Source organism: Paraflavitalea sp. (genome assembly GCF_059502485.1).
In genome coordinates this window covers 193,387-210,254 of sequence record NZ_JCACET010000004.1, presented here as the reverse complement: position 1 = coordinate 210,254, position 16,868 = coordinate 193,387, and the positions used below count along the sequence as shown (strand labels likewise).

Below are 16,868 nucleotides of genomic sequence, written 5' to 3'. Positions count from 1 at the left end.
AGCTATAAGGAGTAGGGATTACCAGGGTTCCAGTTTACTGGGGTCCAGCCGGGCGTCGATCTTCAACAGGTCTTTATCGGTATAATTTACCGTACCGGTGATCAAATTACGGCGCATTGCATATCCTTTACGCGACGGCAGGAATATGGCTTCATATGTACGCTTTTCCAGCACCTGCACAGGAGCATTAAATCCCTTCTGGCGGCCAAAGGTCAATTCAATTTTTCCCGGATGTATTGGCTTCACCATCACAAAGTTTCCTTTGAGCTGAATATGCCCCTGGTTGGTGGACACTACCCGTTCTTCTGCCGGCACATCTTTAAAACTGGCGGGCACCTGGTTTTCAAGACCAATAAAGAGCTGGTTATTGGCCTGTGCTTCTTCCCGTATTGTCTTCATTTCTTCCTCTGTCAAGCTGGTCCTTCGTACAGGTTCCGGCGCTGGTGCTATAGTAATCTTATCATCTTTCTTTTTCTTTGTCGTGACCTTAATGACTCCTTCGTGCGCCTTTTCTCCATATTCAGCTACAGCTCCGGGGCCTTTGAGTACATCGATCCTTTCAATATCTGCCGGGTTCAATTCGTGTAAAGCGACTGAATCCTGTATTTTGCCATCGATAATAAAAACTCCTTTAAAGTTGCCAGCTCCAAGGCGCACCTCCTCACCATTGATCTTGATCCTTGCAGCCGGCTGCCGGGCAGGCACTGTATCTATTACAGCCGGCAATGTTGTTGCTTTTATCGAAACTGGTGTTTTGCTTTTGGAAGTGATCACTATTACGCCATCCTTTCCTTTTTCACCATACAATGCTTCTGCTGAAGCGCCTTTTAAAACGTTAATACTTGAAATATTATCGGGATTGATATTATTCAAAGCCTCATCTCCTTTTTCCTGTACAACGCCATCTATTACGTACAGCACATCGGGGTATTGTCTCCGGGCCCTGTATGGATTACCCGGACCTTCCAGGCTGGCATCGATAACATACCGGGTGGAATCATAACCATACCGACCGACAATGGTTATTGTGCGAGCCGAATCGGTACGTACTGCTGTAATTTTTCCTTTTACAGAATTTGTAACAGGCACCGTGTCTTTTACCGGAACAACCGGAGCAGGCTGACTGGTTATATCATTAATGATCTCTTCAATAGCAGCTGCTTTTTCTGCTTCCTCGACTACTGCCCTGTCGATGGCTACGCTCCGGAAGGCCAGCAGGAGAATGGTTACCAATGGCAACACAAACAAGAACTTGATCAAATGCACTTTGGCACTACGCATTTTATTCATCATGGCTATCCTCTTTTTAAGCGATGAAAAATTAAATTGGTTGGCAATCGCAAAGGCCGGTACTCCTACTACTTTCAGCAACAGGTATTGGTATTGCCGGCGATCAAGGCCTGCTTTCAATACCTGGTGGTCGGCAATGAACTCAAGGTTTTGCCGGATGGCCTGGCGGATCAACCAGGCGAAGGGATTGTACCAGTTGAGCATACACACTACCTCGCTCCACAGAATGTCGGTTGTATGCCTTTGCTTTACGTGAATAAATTCATGGCGGATGATCTCTTTCAGCTCATGCTCGCTGTGCTGGTCCTGGTTAATGAAAATGGAGCGACCAAACGAAAAGGGAATGATCTGTTTATCTACCTGGTAGATCTTAACGCTACCATCCGATATCAATTTTGAGGACTTACGGATATACCGGAAGGAAAGGTACTGAAGGAGCAGGCGCACCAGCATGAACGCGACACCCACTATCAGCATCAGTAAGCATACCATCCAACCGTCTATAGTATTGGCAGGTTTGGCGACCGCTTCGTAATTACCCATCACCGGTATCAGTTGCACCATGGTATTCTCATTCCAGGCGCCCCGCTCCAGCATGGGCGATATATTGATGAAAGGGATAAAGAATGCCAACAAAGAATAGCCCAGTAAGTACCAGCGGTTCCAGGTATGGAAGGTCAACCGTCTTAACACAAGTGCATAGAACAAGTACACCACGGCAAGGCTGATCGACAACTTAAGTAAGTACTGGGCTATGTATGGCATAATCTATTGTTTTACCAGGTTCAATTAATTAGACGTTTTCGTTTGAGCCGGTTTCAGCTGTAGCTTGATGGGCTGCACAGTTTTTACCTCTATCACTTCGCCAGTAGTTGTAGTAGCCTTCGCAGCTTCACCTGGCTTGGCAAGTGTCAAAGTAACATTTTTCGATTCTGTAACGGGGGTTACGTTCCGCACTTCTACCATTTCAGCAGGCTTAAACGTAACAGTACCTGTTGCTACGATATCAACCTTTTTTGTCTGAGTAACAACAGGCGTCTCTATGAAGACAACTTTTTCATCTTCCGTGCCTGTCTTTACACTGCTGGTTACTGTTGCAGGCACTTCATATGTAACAGTACCTGTACCACGAATCTGTACATCTGCTTTCTTCGGAGCAGCAGGTGCCTTAGGAGCTTTCGGTGCAGCGGGCACAGCTACCGGCTCTGCTATCTCTATTTCATCGGGCGTTGCTACCGGAGCAGCAGGCTTTGCAGGGATAGCTTTTGTGGGGGCAGCAACAGCGCGGGGTGCATGAGCAGGAGCAACCGGCGTGGGTGGCGTTGGCGGTGTGAGATCACCATATGCACGCTCAAAGGCTTCTTTTTCTTCAGGATCATTGAGGTTGAATGTTTTCACTGTTCCATCTGTGAGCGTAACACGGGCTGTTGATTCATTGTTTTTTGTTTTGACAAGGATCTCTCTCACTCCTTTTTGTTTGAGCAGGTCGTCTTTCGTAACGATTGCCTTTCCCGTGATCTTTGGCGAAGGGGCAGGTACAGTATCAATGATATTTATCTTCTCCGGATAATGATTGTTAACGGTTGCTACGCTCCGGAAGGCCAGTAGCACTACTACCAGTAAAGGCAGTATAAACAGGAAGCGCGTCACATTGATGTTGGCGCTTTTACTCTTGTTCATCATGACGATACGTTTTTTTAATGATGAGAAATTAAATTTCGGGGCAATACTGAATGGCGCAATGCCCGTTACCTTCAACAGTAGGTATTGATACTGCTTACGGTCCAATCCACTTTGCAATACCTGATGATCAGCGATGAACTCCAGGTTCTGTCGTATGGCTTTCCGGATAAGCCATGCGAAAGGATTGTACCAGTTAAGAATGCAAAGTATTTCACTCCACCACAGGTCCAATGAGTGACGCTGCTTTACGTGGATAAATTCGTGGTGTATGATCTCTTTCAATTCACCTTCTTCATGAAGATGACGATTGATATAAATGGCTGAGTGGGTAGAAAAGGGAATGATCTTCTGATCGACATGGTACAGTTTTACATCACCATCGGACAGCAATACTGCCGACGACTGTAATCTCTTCAGCGACAGGAACTGGATCAACAAACGTCCCAACATCAGCAGGCTGCCTGCTGCCACGACAAGTATTAAAACTGTCCACCAGTTAATGCCAGCTCCCGCTTCTACCCCATTCGCCGCCGTAATGGCCGGAATGTAGCTAACCACGGCCGCATCCTGCCAACCGCGTTGCTGCAACAGGCTCACCACATCGATCAGTGGAATAATAAAGCAGAGCATAGTATACGCCAGCAGGTACCAGCGGTTCCAGTTGTAGAAGGTAAGCTTCCTCAACAGCAACCAGTAGAACAGGTATACCACCGGCAACGCAATAGACAATTTCAATAGATACTGCATGGTATTAAGGCTTCTTTCCTTCAATCATGTTAATGATTTCCTGCAACTCTTCGGGACTCAGTTTATTCTGCTCCACGAAAAAGTTGACCAGCTCTTTATAACTATTATCGAAGTAGTTCTTTACCACCCCGCTCATGAAGACTTTCTTATAATCTTCTTCGGATATGGCGGGTTTATACAGGTAGGCATTGCCCACCAGCCTGCTATGCAGCATATTCTTACGTTCCAGGTTCTTGATCGTAGAAGCCAGCGTAGTGTAAGGCGGTCTGGGCTCTTCCATCAGATCGAGAAATACTTTTACGTTGCCTTCACCGGCCTTCCACACAGCCATCATGGCTTCTTCTTCCTGCGGCGTTAACTTTTCCATCTTTACGATATTTTCGTAAACCTACGACAATATCGTAGTAGCTCCAATTATTTTATTACCTTTTTTGTTAAAAGAAACTTATCATTACCGGCTAAAAGGGTTTACAGCTATTTTTGTTGACGTAACCCCGCACTGAAAATTTATTATCTCATGAAGAAATGGCTTCTTACGTTAGCGCCGGTTTTGTTTGTCTTAGTTACTGTAGCACAAGCAGATACAGCTTATCCCTATAAAAGGTTCCCCACGGTGCCGCCTTTTTCACTGATGCAGGCCGACAGCTCGGTGCTCACCAAAGACAACCTGAAAAAAGGCCCGGTGTTGTTGATGTTCTTCAGCCCTTCGTGCGACCATTGCCAGCACCAGGTAAGCGATATGCTGAAGCGTATCAACGATTTTAAGCATGTGCAATGGATATTGGCTACTTATCAGCCCTTTGAGGAAATGGTGGAGTTCATTAAGACATATGACCTGGCCAAACACTCCAATATCAAAGTAGGCCGCGACTCGAAGTTTGTACTACCTCCTTTTTACCATATTCAAAGTCTGCCTTACCTGGCGGTTTATAATAAAAAAGGCGCCCTTGTCAACACCTGGCAGGGTAATGTGCCGGTAGAGACCTTACTGAAAGCTTTGGAGTAATTCCGGATTTAGATTGCATCTTCTGCCCGGTTCTACTACCTTTGCCCCGCCTGCCTCATCCGTAATCATGGATAGACAGGATTTAATCATTGTTTGATCAACCTCATAAAATTGTTTTCAGATGAAAGTAACCGTTGTGGGTGCAGGCGCTGTAGGTGCTACCTGTGCCGATAATATTGCCCGTAAAGAACTGGCCACTGAACTGGTATTGCTGGACATTAAAGAAGGTATTGCTGAAGGAAAGGCGCAGGACATGATGCAGACCGCTACCCTGCTGGGCTTCGACACCCGTATCACAGGCAGCACCAATGATTATTCTAAAACTGCCGGCTCCGATGTAGTAGTGATCACTTCCGGTCTTCCCCGCAAACCGGGTATGACGCGTGAAGAGCTGATTGGCACCAATGCCGGTATCGTAAAAAGCGTTTGCGAAAACATTCTGAAATATTCTCCGGATGCGATCATCATCGTGATCAGCAATCCTATGGATACTATGACCTACCTGGCGCTCACCGCTACTGGTCTTCCCAAAAACCGTATCATCGGTATGGGCGGCACCCTGGACAGTGCGCGTTTCAAATATCAACTCAGCCAGCACCTCGGTTGCAGCCCTGCCGACCTGAATGCTGTAGTTGTTGGCGGTCACGGTGATACTACCATGATCCCTCTCATCCGCCTCGCTACCTGGAACAGTGTTCCTGTAACCAAGTTCCTGAGCGAAGAACAACAAAAGCAGATCGTTGCCGATACTATGGTTGGTGGCGCTACGCTTACCAAGCTCATCGGTACTTCTGCCTGGTATGCTCCCGGTGCTGCCGGTGCTGCTCTGGTAGAAAGCATCGTGCGTGATGAAAAGAAACTCTTCACTTGCTGCGTATCCCTGAATGGTGAGTATGGACAAAAAGATATCTGTCTGGGTGTGCCTGTAACCATTGGCCGCAACGGTTGGGAAAAGATCCTTGACTTCGGTTTGAATGCCGACGAGCAGGCGCTTTTCAGCAAGAGTGCGGATGCAGTAAGAAGTATGAACGACGTATTGAAGACCTTGTAAACAAGTTCTTGCAACTATATGAAAAGGGCGCCTGCGGCGCCCTTTTTTATTATCGTATCAGCCGGATATTAAAGGGGTAGCGGTATACTTTTCCTTCGCTGGCTCTAATGGTAGCTACGATTATAAGGATGGTGGCAATGATGCCAAACAACCAAAGCAGGAATATGCCTATGATCGTTATGAACAATACCACACAGATGATGACACAGGTGATCTGGAAGTTGAGCGATTCTTTGGCATGCTCTGCTACAAACTTCGATTCATCTTTCTTTACGAGGTAAATGACCAGTGGTGCAATAAAGCTCACCACCAAACATAACACATGGCACAATATGGCCATGGTACGTTCATCAGACGTAGGAGTAGACAAGGGCTGCTCCTCACTTCCCAGAAATGAACTGCTTTGCTGACTCATAACGATTGTTTTAAAGTATATTATATAAGTAGTACTTCCAATCGATTTGTTACAGGGCAGGATAAAAAAGGCGGGATAAGGGCAGCACCGAATGATGCTACCCTTTCTGATCATAAGTTAAACTTTTATTATCGCTTTAACAACTTCTGTTGGTAAAGATCATCGGTGCCGGCCAGCAGCGACATTACATAGGTGCCGGCAGCAAGCCCTGCTGGCACCTGCACTGTGAGTGAATGGGTTCCTTTACTCAATTGTTCTGCAGCATGATACACCACCCGGCCATACATATCTACCAGCCGCAGCTGAACGCGTTCAGCACGTTGCAGGTACAATTGAACAGTAATCACCTTATCGAACGGATTGGGCTGAATGCGCGTCACCTGCAGGTTTTGCAGGTTGAGCCTGATGACGTTTGAATACATATATGCACCGTTTGTACCCGTTACTTTCAACCGGTAGTATCTGTTGACAGCAATACTGTTGTCATCATCTGTAAACTGGTAACTGTTAATGCCTGCCGTGTTGCCTTTGCTATATATTTTGCCAAGCGTTGAAAAGTTAACGCCATCCGTTGAATACTCTACTTCAAAATGAGCCACGTTGTGTTCTTCTTTCACACTCCATTGCAGGATAGACCTTGTATCGATGATGCTGGCTTTGAAGGAGAGGTTATTGGCCGGCAATACGCCATTGGCAAAAAAGCAGGTAGGATGCAAACCTCCACCGCCCTGTGTAGGGTCATTGGTATTGATGAAGATAGTATTGCCATTGATATCAAACAGCATCACTTTCGATTGATTACATACATACGTATTGGGCGCCGTTTTCACGCGGAAGGTCATTACTACTTTGTGAGCTACACCCGGCCTGATGATACCATTGCCCTGACCTGCAGAGCTGATCAAACGGCCACCTGCTACAGAAAAAGGCATCACGCCGCCAGCATCGGCAACAGGCACACCATTCAGCGTAGTAGAGCCAGGAATATAATTAGTACTGGCCGGGATACCATCGTACAGCTTTACACCCGCCGCATTCAGGTTACCGGTATTCATTACCTCGATAACATATTCCACGGTATCACCACCTATTACAACGGGGTTACCATTGATATTGCGGTAAGTCTTGTTAGCGATCAACACAGGCGATAGCACCGGGAAGCCGCAACTGGTAAAGTCACCGTTGTTCCACACATTATTCAGCGAGTCGGTAACGATAGAAGCGCCCGCCATAGATGCGAGGTTTACATTGAATACATTTCGATAAGCACCACCAATGTACACGTTGCCTGCAGGGTCAACAGCCATAGAATTGGATGTACCTGGAAAAGGATTGATAGCACCCAGGAATGTTGCAATACGGGTATTGGGATTGATCTTATATAGGTTACTGGAGTTGGCGATCAGGTACAGGTTACCAGAGCCATCACCAAAAATATCACCACCGCTTTCTGAAAGAATATTGTTGGAACCATTGTTCAGGTCATTGATCAACGCACCGAGCCTTGTAATGATGGGAACTCCGGTTGACGGGTTGATAGAGAACCGGATAATATCACGGCCATTTTGTGTAACGGCATATCCGAAACCATCCGAACAAAAGGACATCCGGTTGATGTTCCAGCCGCTGGAAAGATTGGTCTCCAGTGGATAACCAACAAACCTTCTTGCACAAACGGGTGAAGCATTGAGGTCGATATAACTAAGATCTTGCGGCGCGGTAGTATGATTGTTTACAAAATAAATACGGTTGGAGTTTTTATCATAAGCCAGTGCAGAAGCATAGGTCAGCACACTACCAACGGGCAGCGTAGCGCCGGTCAACGCGTTGTAGCAAAGACCGCTGGCGCCATCATAGATCATTGGGCCTGCAGTGCCATCTGTTGTGTTCACTGTTTTAATATAGCGGTAAGGTTTATTGGAAGGCGATTGCGGAATGCCATCTGTTGTTTCAGCGGTCGATTGGTAAACAATGGTACATAACGGATCGGGTGCCAGATTGGTAAACACGGTGTTGGAGCTCTGCGCCACACTGGTGCCCTGACTGATACATTCCAACATGGCAAAGTTGGAAACGTTACCACCGTTGGCAGTGATCCGCACCCTGAACTTAATGGTAGCCGGATTATTTGTTGTCAATATGCCTGTTCCAGCAGCGGGTGAGTTGATCAGTCCGCCCGTATTGGCATAGGGCATACGACCGCTCACATCGGCAACTGCCGCGCCATTCAGCGTGGTAGTGCCAGCTACATATATACAGCCGGCAGGAATATTGTCATACAACATTGAATTGGTGAGGTTGACGGTGGAGAGGTTTTTCACGATGATCGTGTATTCCAGCACATGCCCTTCAGCCGCGCTGGTACCATTACCACTGGTAGTGATATTGGCCACCGATTTACTCAGGTCGACGCTTTGAGCCTGCGATTTCTCTGCCATACCCCACAGCAGCAGTAACAGGATCAATACAATCAGGATAGTAGATCTTGTTTTCATTGGAATGGATTTTAAGAACTATTTCTTTATCATCTTGAACACGGACACTTCGCCGGTTTGCTGGTTACTGATCTTTACGAGGTACAACTGAGCCGGCCACTGGCTTACGTCCAACTGCCTGCTGCTGGTACCTTTATCGGCGCTCACCTCCTGCCGCCAGGTAAGCCTACCCGCGATGTCGGTGATCGTGATTAACAATTTTGATTTTGTATGCAAGCTGAACCGCATATGCAGGGTTTGCACTACAGGATTCGGATAAACATTGATACCGTACTTAGTGATCAGTTCCGCAGGTATAACAGGTTTATGTTCCAGCAACTGCAGCGATGATTTCACTACTTCGATATTATCGATGTAAAAACCATCTGCGGTGTTGGCGCCATCGGAGGTAAACCGGAAGCGCAGGTTCACAGTGGCATTGCCGAGGTAATTGCGGAGATCGATCACTTCTCTTGTCCATGCTTCGCGCATACCAGTCAAAGCAGGCTGGCTGCCCAATGTGCCGACATCTTCCGACACCGTATTGGTGCCGCACACCGGTTGATAACCTCCACCGGTTGATATCTGCACCTGCAGCTTATCATAGGAGTTTTCGGCACGGTGCCTTACCCAGAATGACAGGTAAGCTGCTGTAGCGTTGAAGAGGTCGAAGCTGCCATTGTAGGTGGCAGTAGAGGCAACATTAGATCCATAATTGCCGGCTGGGGATTCACTCAATGCCCTGCTTCCCTGGTAAGCGGATGTAGTGCTGGTGCCCCAAGAGCCGCTCAATGTCCAGTTGCTACTGGAGGTCCACTCCATGTTGTCACTAAAGAGTGGTTGCGGCTGATATAATTTGGTGATGGTATCATACAGGTTAATACCACCGGAGCTGATCTGGTAAACAAACCGTATACGCGCGCCGGCAGATAATCCTGTTGGCAATGTATAGGCAATGTTCCGTTGTACGGAATCGAAATAGTTGGCAAAGCTGTTGATGGTAACGGCGCTGCCTACCGACTGAATATTTTCGATTGGAGTGATGGACACTGTTACCGGCGCATTGGTAATGCCTATGCGGCGCAGGCTGAAAGCAAAATTACCTGTAGTGGTGTTGGCTGCCACGGTGTTCATATCCTGCAGCTCGAAATAAGAGCCCGCCATGTAAGCCATCTGCAGGTTGGCAAACAACATGCTTTTAGCGATCGGGATGATGTATTGTGGCAATGGCCAAAAGCCATAATCGCCCGGGCCTATTTCAACGGTATATCCATAGGTTTTTTGTTTGGTGCCCTGACCTATATCGCCGGTAATGTGCCAATCGCGCGAATTGCCTACTGCATAGTAGCCTACTGTGGCCATGCCATCGCCGGCGAAGTAACCGTTGTAGCGGGCCATCAATGCAGAGGCATAACTGTAGAAAGAAACATCAGCCGCAGAGAAGCTGTGATTGGCCGGCCGGCCATAGGGCGTTACATAATAATTGCCATAGGCATGGTGATCGATGGCAATGGCAAAATGCCGTGTTTCAGCAAAAGCACGAATGGCCTGGGTTTCCTCTTCAGAAAACTCTCCAGGCCCTACGTAAGCATCGTTGCTGGGACTATGCGAAGTGCTGATACCGGAACCAGTGACACCCCAATCAACATTGTAATTACGATTAAGGTCCACCCCAAACTGGCTACCACCGTTCACTCTTCGGTTCTTTCGCCACATGCCGCCTCCGCTGGGCTGGCTGGTTTCATTGTACCGGTAGCCATCCGGATTTACGCAGGGCATAAAGAACAGCTCGCGGCTATCTACCAGTTCTCTAATGCGGTTGTCGGTAGCATAATTTTCTACCAGGTATTGCATAAAGAAGAAGAGGTTCATCATGCTCATGCCTTCGCGTGCATGGTGAAGGCCCGTATAGAATGCTTCGGGCTCCGCTTCGTCGAATGATACATTGTCGGATATCTTCACCACGATCAGCGGTCTTCCTTCGAGCGTGGTAGTAGGCAAAACAATTTTCTGTACCAGGCCGGGATAGTGGTTCACCAGGGAGTCGATGCGCTGCTGCATTTCCTGGAAAGTATAGTAGCCTCTGTAGGAACCGGGAATAAAACCTGCCGGCACTGTGATATTGGTGTAATGAGAACCGCAGGGGTTTTCGAAGTTCAACTTCCCATTCAGCATGATGGCATCAGTCTGCTGGTAGAAGTTCTCCTTACGGGCATATCGATTAAAATGTGCGACCTCATCTTCTATTATAATGGAATAACGGGCGCCTGTTTTCTTCAGGTTGGCCAGTGAGATATTATCAATCGTAGTGGTGAAAGTATTGTCTTCTTTATTCAGCTCACCATGATCAAAATCCACGCCCTGATCCTGCAGCCAGGCCAATCCTTCTCCGGGGATAGAGAGGCGTACACGGCTGAATGTTTGCTGGGCGCTTATCGTAGTAGATAGGCTGATTAAGGGTAAAGCAATTAAATAATGGATCGGTTTCATAGGCTTAATCTTTGGGGTTAAGCATTACGATGCAGGGTTTGGACAAAAGAAATACCTGGCGCACAGATACTGCCGCTTCAGCATGCAAGTGCACGATAGTGCATGCCGCATAGGTTTATGCCTGGTATTTAGTTTGTCAGCTACGCCGGTAAAATAGCGGGTTGCAGAAGATGGCGGAATGACGGTGGCGCCCCTGGCGGGTATGGGCGCGCTTGTTGGATACAGCGTAAACGTGTTTCATAGTACAGATTTTTTGTACCGGATTAATTGATAATAATGGTTAGCCTGACGGCTGTTCAGGGGTTAGTAACAAAGGCTGCCTCAGCCTTTTCGGTTGGTTGGGTTAGGGTATAAACTGCCTCGTGGGTTAGGTCGAGGTCTTCTTCTACGGAAGAAGGGTTAGTACAAGAATAGATCAATTTTTTTTCTTCTGCAAGGTAAAAACCCCATACGGAAAATACCCAGCTACCTTGGCCAATCGGGGCCGTTATGCTTCTGTGAGGGTTGTGTCATCCATGTACCAACCATGTGTCAAATGGGGGTGTTTACCAATGAAGCACACATCTCTGACACATGGTTGGTACATGGGTACCTAAAAGATGAAACATTCTCAAATCTATCTATTTATCTCTTATACAGTTGATTAGGCATCTTTAAAGGGTTAAACAGTAGTTCTATGCCTTTTGAGATAGACAACTTTAAAATATTATTTGGTTTATTTTATAAACTACTTTAGTTTTGGTCTATCAAACAACCAGCCATGTTAAAATTGATCCCCATAATACTACTGTTACTGACCTGGATCTGCGGTTCATCCCAGACCACCGTTTCGGGTAAAGTGCGTGATAATAAAGGCCGCCTTGTGAACGGCGCCAGTATAGCCATTAAAGACAGCTACGATGGAGGTACTTCCGATTCAACCGGTAACTACCGGTTCAAGACCGCTGAAAAAGGGGAGCAAACTTTGTTGGTGACCTCCATCGGTTTTAAGCTTTATGAGCAAAAGATCAACCTCGCCGGCAGTGCGCTCACCGTGGACGTAATACTAAAAGAAGAACCTAATGAATTAACAGCAGTGGTGATCACTGCCGGCTCTTTCGAGGCCAGCGATACCAAGCGCACAACAGTGCTCAACCCCATCGACATCGTTACTACCGCCAGCGCCAATGCGGATATCACCAGCGCCATCAAGACCTTACCCGGCGCTCAGCAAGTGGGTGAAAGTGAAGGATTGTTTGTAAGGGGTGGTACGGCACAGGAAACCAAAGTGTTTATCGATGGTACACTCGTCAACAACTTTTTCTTCAGCAGCGTGCCTGATATCGCGCAGCGTGGCCGCTTCTCTCCTTTTATCTTTAAAGGCACCGTGTTCAGTTCCGGCGGTTACTCTGCTTTGTATGGACAGGCATTGTCTTCTGCCCTGATCCTTGAATCGATCGATCTTCCTGATCAAACTTCTGCCAGTGTGGGCGTTTCTACTGTAGGCCTCAACGCAGGCTACCAGGAGCTTTCGAAGAATAAGAAAGCCAGCTGGGGCTTCAATTATAGCTACACGAACCTGTTTGCTTATTTCGCGCTCATCAAGCAACGGGTAGACAACTTCAGGAACCCTGAGTTTCACAATACCGACTTCAACTTCCGTATCAAGACTTCCAAAACTGGTATGATCAAGTTCTATGGCTATTTCAACTACAGTCACCTGGGCGTACGCAGAACGGATATCGACTCTGCAGGCCTGAAGAACGCATTTGGATTGAAGAACCTGAACGTGTACGCCAACCTTTCCTGGAAAGAAAAGATCGGTAAGAAATGGCACCTGTACATGGGTACTTCGTATAGTGATAACACCGATAAGATCAACAATCAATTACAAAATCTGAGCAACGAACCTCAGCAAATAACTGTTGATCCTTATGGTGGAAAAGAATTCCAGGTAAAATCTTACGGCAGCCTGGCAACGATCAAGACTGTATTGGAAAGAAGGTTGTACGGTCTTAGCGCTATCCGTTTCGGGGGCGAGTATATGTACTTCAAAGACCGCACAGATTTCACCAACCAGTTTGTACCCAAGTCAATTGCCAATGCAGACGATCATTTCAAAGCGGCTTTTGCAGAGACTGACCTTTATATCACCAACGATCTCGCAGCTAAAGTGGGTGGTCGTTTAGAGCATTCGTCTCAACTGGACAAAGCTAATGTTGCTCCCCGTGTATCGCTGGCTTATAAAGTAGGGGCTAAAGCACAGGCTTCACTGGCGTACGGTATCTTCTACCAAAAACCTGAGAAGGATTATTACCTGCGGGGATATGCTTTCAATGACCTCGCTTATACAAAAGCAACGCATTACATTGCCAACTACCAAAAGGTGAGCAAGGATTACACACTGCGCGTAGAAGCGTTTTACAAAAAGTACGACGAGTTGACTAAGACTTTCATCAGCAAAGGCAACAATGTAATCGATAGTGTGGGCGGCGGTGGCTATGGCGATGCGAAGGGTATCGAGTTTTTCTGGAGAGACCGTAAATCATTAAAGAATGTGGATTACTGGATCTCTTATTCTTACCTCGACACCAAAAGGGATTATCTGAACTACCCCCAGGCTATTCAACCCAACTTTGCAGCTAAACATACAGCGAGCCTCGTAGTAAAGAAGTTTGTAACCAAGCTTAAAACGCAATTCAATGGTTCTTACACTTTTGCTTCCGGCAGACCTTATTACAATATCCGTTATGACAATGGCAGCGCTAAGTTTGTGATAGCCGATCAGGGCAAGACTATTCCTTATCACAGTATGAGCTTTAGTGTGAACTACCTGCCCACCATTGGTAATACAAAGACTAAGAATTTTACGGTGTGGGTGTTCTCTGTCAACAATGTCATTGGCAATAACCAGGTTTTCGGTTACAATTATTCAGCCAATGGACGTAAGGAAGCAATCGTTCCTACTGCCAAGCGCTTCTTCTTCCTGGGCTGCTTCCTGAGCTTTGGTGTAGACAGGAGTGAGGATGTTATCAACAGCAATTTATAATTCGATATACTTTAACCAATACCAAAACAATAAAAAATATCAGTTTATGCAAAACGACAACAAGCAAAATGAAAAAGACCCCCACTTGTGGGAAATTGCTAAAAGACGCGCCAGCTTTAAATATCACCTGTTGAGTTATGTTCTGTTCAATGCCTTTTTCTGGGTAATATGGGCAGTCAACGGTAAAGAGGATTATTCTCACAATGGACTGCCCTGGCCCGTATGGCCCATGCTGGGATGGGGTATCGGCTTAGCCTTCCATTTCCTGGGTGCTTTTGTATTCTCAGAGCGCAACGATGCCGAGAAAGAATACGAGAAACTGACGCGTAACAAGAAATAATCAATCATTAGTTCATTTTTTCAATTATTATAAAAACAGCAATATGAAAAATATACTTACATCGATCGCCTGCCTTTTGATAGTGGCCGCTGCATCCGCTCAGAGTGAGAAATACACCAAGGCCATGCAAGCTGCCATCGCCAACCTCGATTCATTGCACACTGCCGAGGGATGGACTGATGCTGCCAATACTTTCCAACGTATTGCAGATGCCGAAAAAACGCAATGGTTGCCTTACTACTATGCTGCACTTGGTAATGTAATGAGTGGTCTTATGTCTGGTTCTTCAGGGGCAGCTCCCACTCCCGACAAGATCGATCCATTGGCCGACAAAGCGCAGGAACTGATCAGCAAAGCAGAGGCTTTGACGAAAGAAAACTCAGAGATATACTGTGTAAAAAAGATGATCGCGACCACGCGTATGATGGCGGATCCCATGAACCGCTACATGACCTACGGTCCAGTGGCTGCTGAAGCATTGCAAAAAGCCAAAGCCCTGAATCCTGAAAACCCAAGGGTTTACCTGTTGGAAGGTCAAGATAAATTCTACACGCCTGAGCAGTTTGGCGGCAGCAAGACAGAAGCTAAAGCGCTGTTCGAGCAATCCCTGAAAAAGTACGATAGTTACAAAGCTGAATCAACTATTCACCCGCAGTGGGGCAAGTCGCAAGTACTGTATTTCCTGGGGCAGATAAAATAGTGTATATCATGTGCATTGTCCACGGCCTGCCTGCAGCAGATTTGCCGTGGACAACTTTATATTTGACCCACGGTAGCAACCGCAATTATTTACTATGGAAAAGGAACCCGGATTTACACAGGCTGAGGGTCTTGAACTGATCCAATCGATGATCAACAAGGCAAAGAACCGTTTCAGTGAGAACGGGCATTTGTATTTGCTTTGGGGCTGGACGGTATTGATCTGTGCTTTTGCTCAATTTGTATTGCAACATTTCTTCCAGTTTGAAAAGCACTACCTGGTGTGGTTTGCTACCTGGATCGTTGTCATTTACCAGACCATCTACCTGCGCCGCCGGAATAATAAATCCAAAGTGCAAACTTATACGGATGACATCCTTGGATATGTGTGGCTTTGTTTTATCATATTGATGGTCCTCTTTGGTTTCCTATTTGGTCAGGTGATGGGAAAAGACTACTACAAGTTCATCAGCCCTGGTTTCCTCGCTTTGTATGGGATGCCCACCTTCCTGTCGGGCGTTATCCTCCGGTTCAAGCCTTTGTGGATCGGCGGGGTTTGCTGCTGGATACTCTCGGTTATTGCACCGCAAGTGAAGAATGAATATCAATTATTGCTGTTGCCACTGGCCGTGATCATTGCCTGGATCATTCCGGGCTATTTATTGAAAGCCAGGTACAAAAAAGAAAACGCATAAGTTATGGAAGAAAAGAAACTCTCGGGCGAAGAGAGCCTGTTGCTGATACAACGCATGATACAGACGGCCAAAGATGAGCACCGGGAAAAGGGGGATGGCTGGCTTATCTGGGGTTGGTTGTTGTTTGGCGCCTCTGTTGGTTCAGTGGTCATGAGCTATATGCAACTGGGCAGGTATATCGGCTATTTGTGGCTGGGCATGCTGGCGGTAGGGCTTGTTGTTTATGCCTGGGGGCACCTGCGCAAACAGCGGGAGGAAAAGGTACACAGTTACGTACACGAGTTGCTGAATAAGATCGAGAGTGGCTTTTTCATCAGCCTTTTTGCTATTGTGGCTTCCAGCTATATCACGCAAAGTGTCTTTTCATTTGGCTATTTCTATATTCTGTATGCTTTCTGGATGTTTATTCATGGCAGCGCTATTCGTTTTCGTCCACTCATTGTTGGTGCATGGGTAAACTGGATTGGCGCGCTTGCTATTTTCTGGGTCGATAGTTTCCGATACGATATGATGATCTCTGCGGTGGCGGTACTGGTAGGTTACCTCATCCCGGGATATATGTTAAGGGCGGATTACAAGAAAAAGATGCAGTCATCAGATCGAATTATTGCGTAATGGAATTCAAAGAATTAGATCCTATACTACACTCACAGCTACGGCTGGCGGTTGTTTCACTCCTCATCAGCGTGAAGGAAGCGGAGTTTACCTTCATCAAGGAGAAAACGAACGCTACTGCCGGCAACCTGAGTGTACAGATCAATAAATTGAAAGAGGCGGGCTATATCGAAGTAATTAAACAATTCAAAGACAACTACCCGCAAACTACCTGCAAGATCACTCCCCTTGGCGTAAAGGCCTTTGAAGAATACGTTCAGAATTTACAGTCATATCTCGGGACGGGAAACAAGTAATTCCATGTCAGGCTGAGCTTGTCGAAGCCCTTTCTAAAC

General features: G+C 46.7%; 14 protein-coding genes. 8 read left to right on the top strand and 6 right to left on the bottom strand.

Annotation, left to right across the window (positions count from 1 at the left end; all coding sequences use genetic code 11):
* Nucleotides 1-18: 18 nt before the first annotated feature.
* Genes AC5JBY_RS00910 through AC5JBY_RS00900 form a run of 3 tightly spaced genes read right to left on the bottom strand, consistent with a single transcriptional unit; the run spans nucleotide 19 to nucleotide 4,087 of the window.
* Nucleotides 19-2,055, bottom strand: a complete 2,037-nt coding sequence (locus AC5JBY_RS00910; RefSeq protein ID WP_495902652.1) for a M56 family metallopeptidase — start codon at nucleotides 2,053-2,055, stop codon at nucleotides 19-21.
* A gap of 24 nt (nucleotides 2,056-2,079) precedes the next feature.
* Nucleotides 2,080-3,720 (bottom strand): M56 family metallopeptidase, encoded by a 1,641-nt coding sequence (locus AC5JBY_RS00905; protein WP_495902651.1) that lies wholly within the window; start codon nucleotides 3,718-3,720, stop codon nucleotides 2,080-2,082.
* 4 nt (nucleotides 3,721-3,724) lie between these two features.
* Entirely contained in the window at nucleotides 3,725-4,087 is a 363-nt protein-coding gene (locus AC5JBY_RS00900) for a BlaI/MecI/CopY family transcriptional regulator (RefSeq protein ID WP_495902650.1), read from the bottom strand.
* Nucleotides 4,088-4,237: 150 nt separating this feature from the next.
* Between AC5JBY_RS00900 and AC5JBY_RS00895 the strand changes: the two genes are divergently transcribed.
* Both AC5JBY_RS00895 and mdh read left to right on the top strand, forming a co-directional pair.
* Nucleotides 4,238-4,726 (top strand): TlpA family protein disulfide reductase, encoded by a 489-nt coding sequence (locus AC5JBY_RS00895; protein WP_495902649.1) that lies wholly within the window; start codon nucleotides 4,238-4,240, stop codon nucleotides 4,724-4,726.
* Nucleotides 4,727-4,847: 121 nt separating this feature from the next.
* A complete protein-coding gene (mdh, locus tag AC5JBY_RS00890; RefSeq protein WP_495902648.1) occupies nucleotides 4,848-5,777 on the top strand; it encodes a malate dehydrogenase in 930 nt (309 codons plus the stop codon).
* Nucleotides 5,778-5,826: 49 nt separating this feature from the next.
* Here mdh and AC5JBY_RS00885 read toward each other — a convergent pair whose 3' ends face one another.
* The 3 genes from AC5JBY_RS00885 to AC5JBY_RS00875 all read right to left on the bottom strand — a co-directional run bounded on the left by AC5JBY_RS00885 (nucleotide 5,827) and on the right by AC5JBY_RS00875 (nucleotide 11,156).
* Entirely contained in the window at nucleotides 5,827-6,192 is a 366-nt protein-coding gene (locus tag AC5JBY_RS00885; protein WP_495902647.1) for a DUF4870 domain-containing protein, read from the bottom strand.
* A gap of 128 nt (nucleotides 6,193-6,320) precedes the next feature.
* Nucleotides 6,321-8,687: a T9SS type A sorting domain-containing protein gene (locus tag AC5JBY_RS00880; protein ID WP_495902646.1), complete on the bottom strand. Its 2,367-nt coding sequence runs from the start codon at nucleotides 8,685-8,687 to the stop codon at nucleotides 6,321-6,323.
* Between the two features lie 18 nt (nucleotides 8,688-8,705).
* Nucleotides 8,706-11,156, bottom strand: a complete 2,451-nt coding sequence (locus AC5JBY_RS00875; protein ID WP_495902645.1) for a M14 family metallopeptidase — start codon at nucleotides 11,154-11,156, stop codon at nucleotides 8,706-8,708.
* Between the two features lie 760 nt (nucleotides 11,157-11,916).
* Here AC5JBY_RS00875 and AC5JBY_RS00870 point away from each other — a divergent pair.
* The 6 genes from AC5JBY_RS00870 (at nucleotide 11,917) to AC5JBY_RS00845 (ending at nucleotide 16,829) form a co-directional block, all read left to right on the top strand.
* A complete protein-coding gene (locus tag AC5JBY_RS00870) occupies nucleotides 11,917-14,184 on the top strand; it encodes a TonB-dependent receptor (RefSeq protein WP_495902644.1) in 2,268 nt (755 codons plus the stop codon).
* A 46-nt stretch (nucleotides 14,185-14,230) separates the two neighbouring features.
* A complete protein-coding gene (locus AC5JBY_RS00865) occupies nucleotides 14,231-14,524 on the top strand; it encodes a 2TM domain-containing protein (RefSeq protein ID WP_495902643.1) in 294 nt (97 codons plus the stop codon).
* Between the two features lie 43 nt (nucleotides 14,525-14,567).
* A complete protein-coding gene (locus tag AC5JBY_RS00860) occupies nucleotides 14,568-15,224 on the top strand; it encodes a hypothetical protein (protein WP_495902642.1) in 657 nt (218 codons plus the stop codon).
* Between the two features lie 94 nt (nucleotides 15,225-15,318).
* Nucleotides 15,319-15,918, top strand: a complete 600-nt coding sequence (locus AC5JBY_RS00855; protein WP_495902641.1) for a hypothetical protein — start codon at nucleotides 15,319-15,321, stop codon at nucleotides 15,916-15,918.
* Nucleotides 15,919-15,921: 3 nt separating this feature from the next.
* Nucleotides 15,922-16,533 (top strand): hypothetical protein, encoded by a 612-nt coding sequence (locus tag AC5JBY_RS00850; RefSeq protein ID WP_495902640.1) that lies wholly within the window; start codon nucleotides 15,922-15,924, stop codon nucleotides 16,531-16,533.
* Nucleotides 16,533-16,829, top strand: a complete 297-nt coding sequence (locus AC5JBY_RS00845; RefSeq protein WP_495902639.1) for a winged helix-turn-helix domain-containing protein — start codon at nucleotides 16,533-16,535, stop codon at nucleotides 16,827-16,829. The genes AC5JBY_RS00850 and AC5JBY_RS00845 overlap by 1 nt, the downstream gene beginning before the upstream one ends.
* Nucleotides 16,830-16,868: the final 39 nt, after the last annotated feature.

What these genes read in the sequence shown, in the direction of transcription:
- AC5JBY_RS00860 (WP_495902642.1), top strand. Translation starts at nt 14,568, where the DNA reads ATGAAAAATATACTTACATCGATCGCCTGCCTTTTGATAGTGGCCGCT.
- AC5JBY_RS00865 (WP_495902643.1), top strand. Translation starts at nt 14,231, where the DNA reads ATGCAAAACGACAACAAGCAAAATGAAAAAGACCCCCACTTGTGGGAA.
- AC5JBY_RS00895 (WP_495902649.1), top strand. Translation starts at nt 4,238, where the DNA reads ATGAAGAAATGGCTTCTTACGTTAGCGCCGGTTTTGTTTGTCTTAGTT.
- AC5JBY_RS00880 (WP_495902646.1), bottom strand. Translation starts at nt 8,687, where the DNA reads ATGAAAACAAGATCTACTATCCTGATTGTATTGATCCTGTTACTGCTG.
- AC5JBY_RS00910 (WP_495902652.1), bottom strand. Translation starts at nt 2,055, where the DNA reads ATGCCATACATAGCCCAGTACTTACTTAAGTTGTCGATCAGCCTTGCC.
- AC5JBY_RS00855 (WP_495902641.1), top strand. Translation starts at nt 15,319, where the DNA reads ATGGAAAAGGAACCCGGATTTACACAGGCTGAGGGTCTTGAACTGATC.
- AC5JBY_RS00845 (WP_495902639.1), top strand. Translation starts at nt 16,533, where the DNA reads ATGGAATTCAAAGAATTAGATCCTATACTACACTCACAGCTACGGCTG.
- AC5JBY_RS00875 (WP_495902645.1), bottom strand. Translation starts at nt 11,156, where the DNA reads ATGAAACCGATCCATTATTTAATTGCTTTACCCTTAATCAGCCTATCT.
- AC5JBY_RS00905 (WP_495902651.1), bottom strand. Translation starts at nt 3,720, where the DNA reads ATGCAGTATCTATTGAAATTGTCTATTGCGTTGCCGGTGGTATACCTG.
- mdh (WP_495902648.1), top strand. Translation starts at nt 4,848, where the DNA reads ATGAAAGTAACCGTTGTGGGTGCAGGCGCTGTAGGTGCTACCTGTGCC.
- AC5JBY_RS00885 (WP_495902647.1), bottom strand. Translation starts at nt 6,192, where the DNA reads ATGAGTCAGCAAAGCAGTTCATTTCTGGGAAGTGAGGAGCAGCCCTTG.
- AC5JBY_RS00850 (WP_495902640.1), top strand. Translation starts at nt 15,922, where the DNA reads ATGGAAGAAAAGAAACTCTCGGGCGAAGAGAGCCTGTTGCTGATACAA.
- AC5JBY_RS00900 (WP_495902650.1), bottom strand. Translation starts at nt 4,087, where the DNA reads ATGGAAAAGTTAACGCCGCAGGAAGAAGAAGCCATGATGGCTGTGTGG.
- AC5JBY_RS00870 (WP_495902644.1), top strand. Translation starts at nt 11,917, where the DNA reads ATGTTAAAATTGATCCCCATAATACTACTGTTACTGACCTGGATCTGC.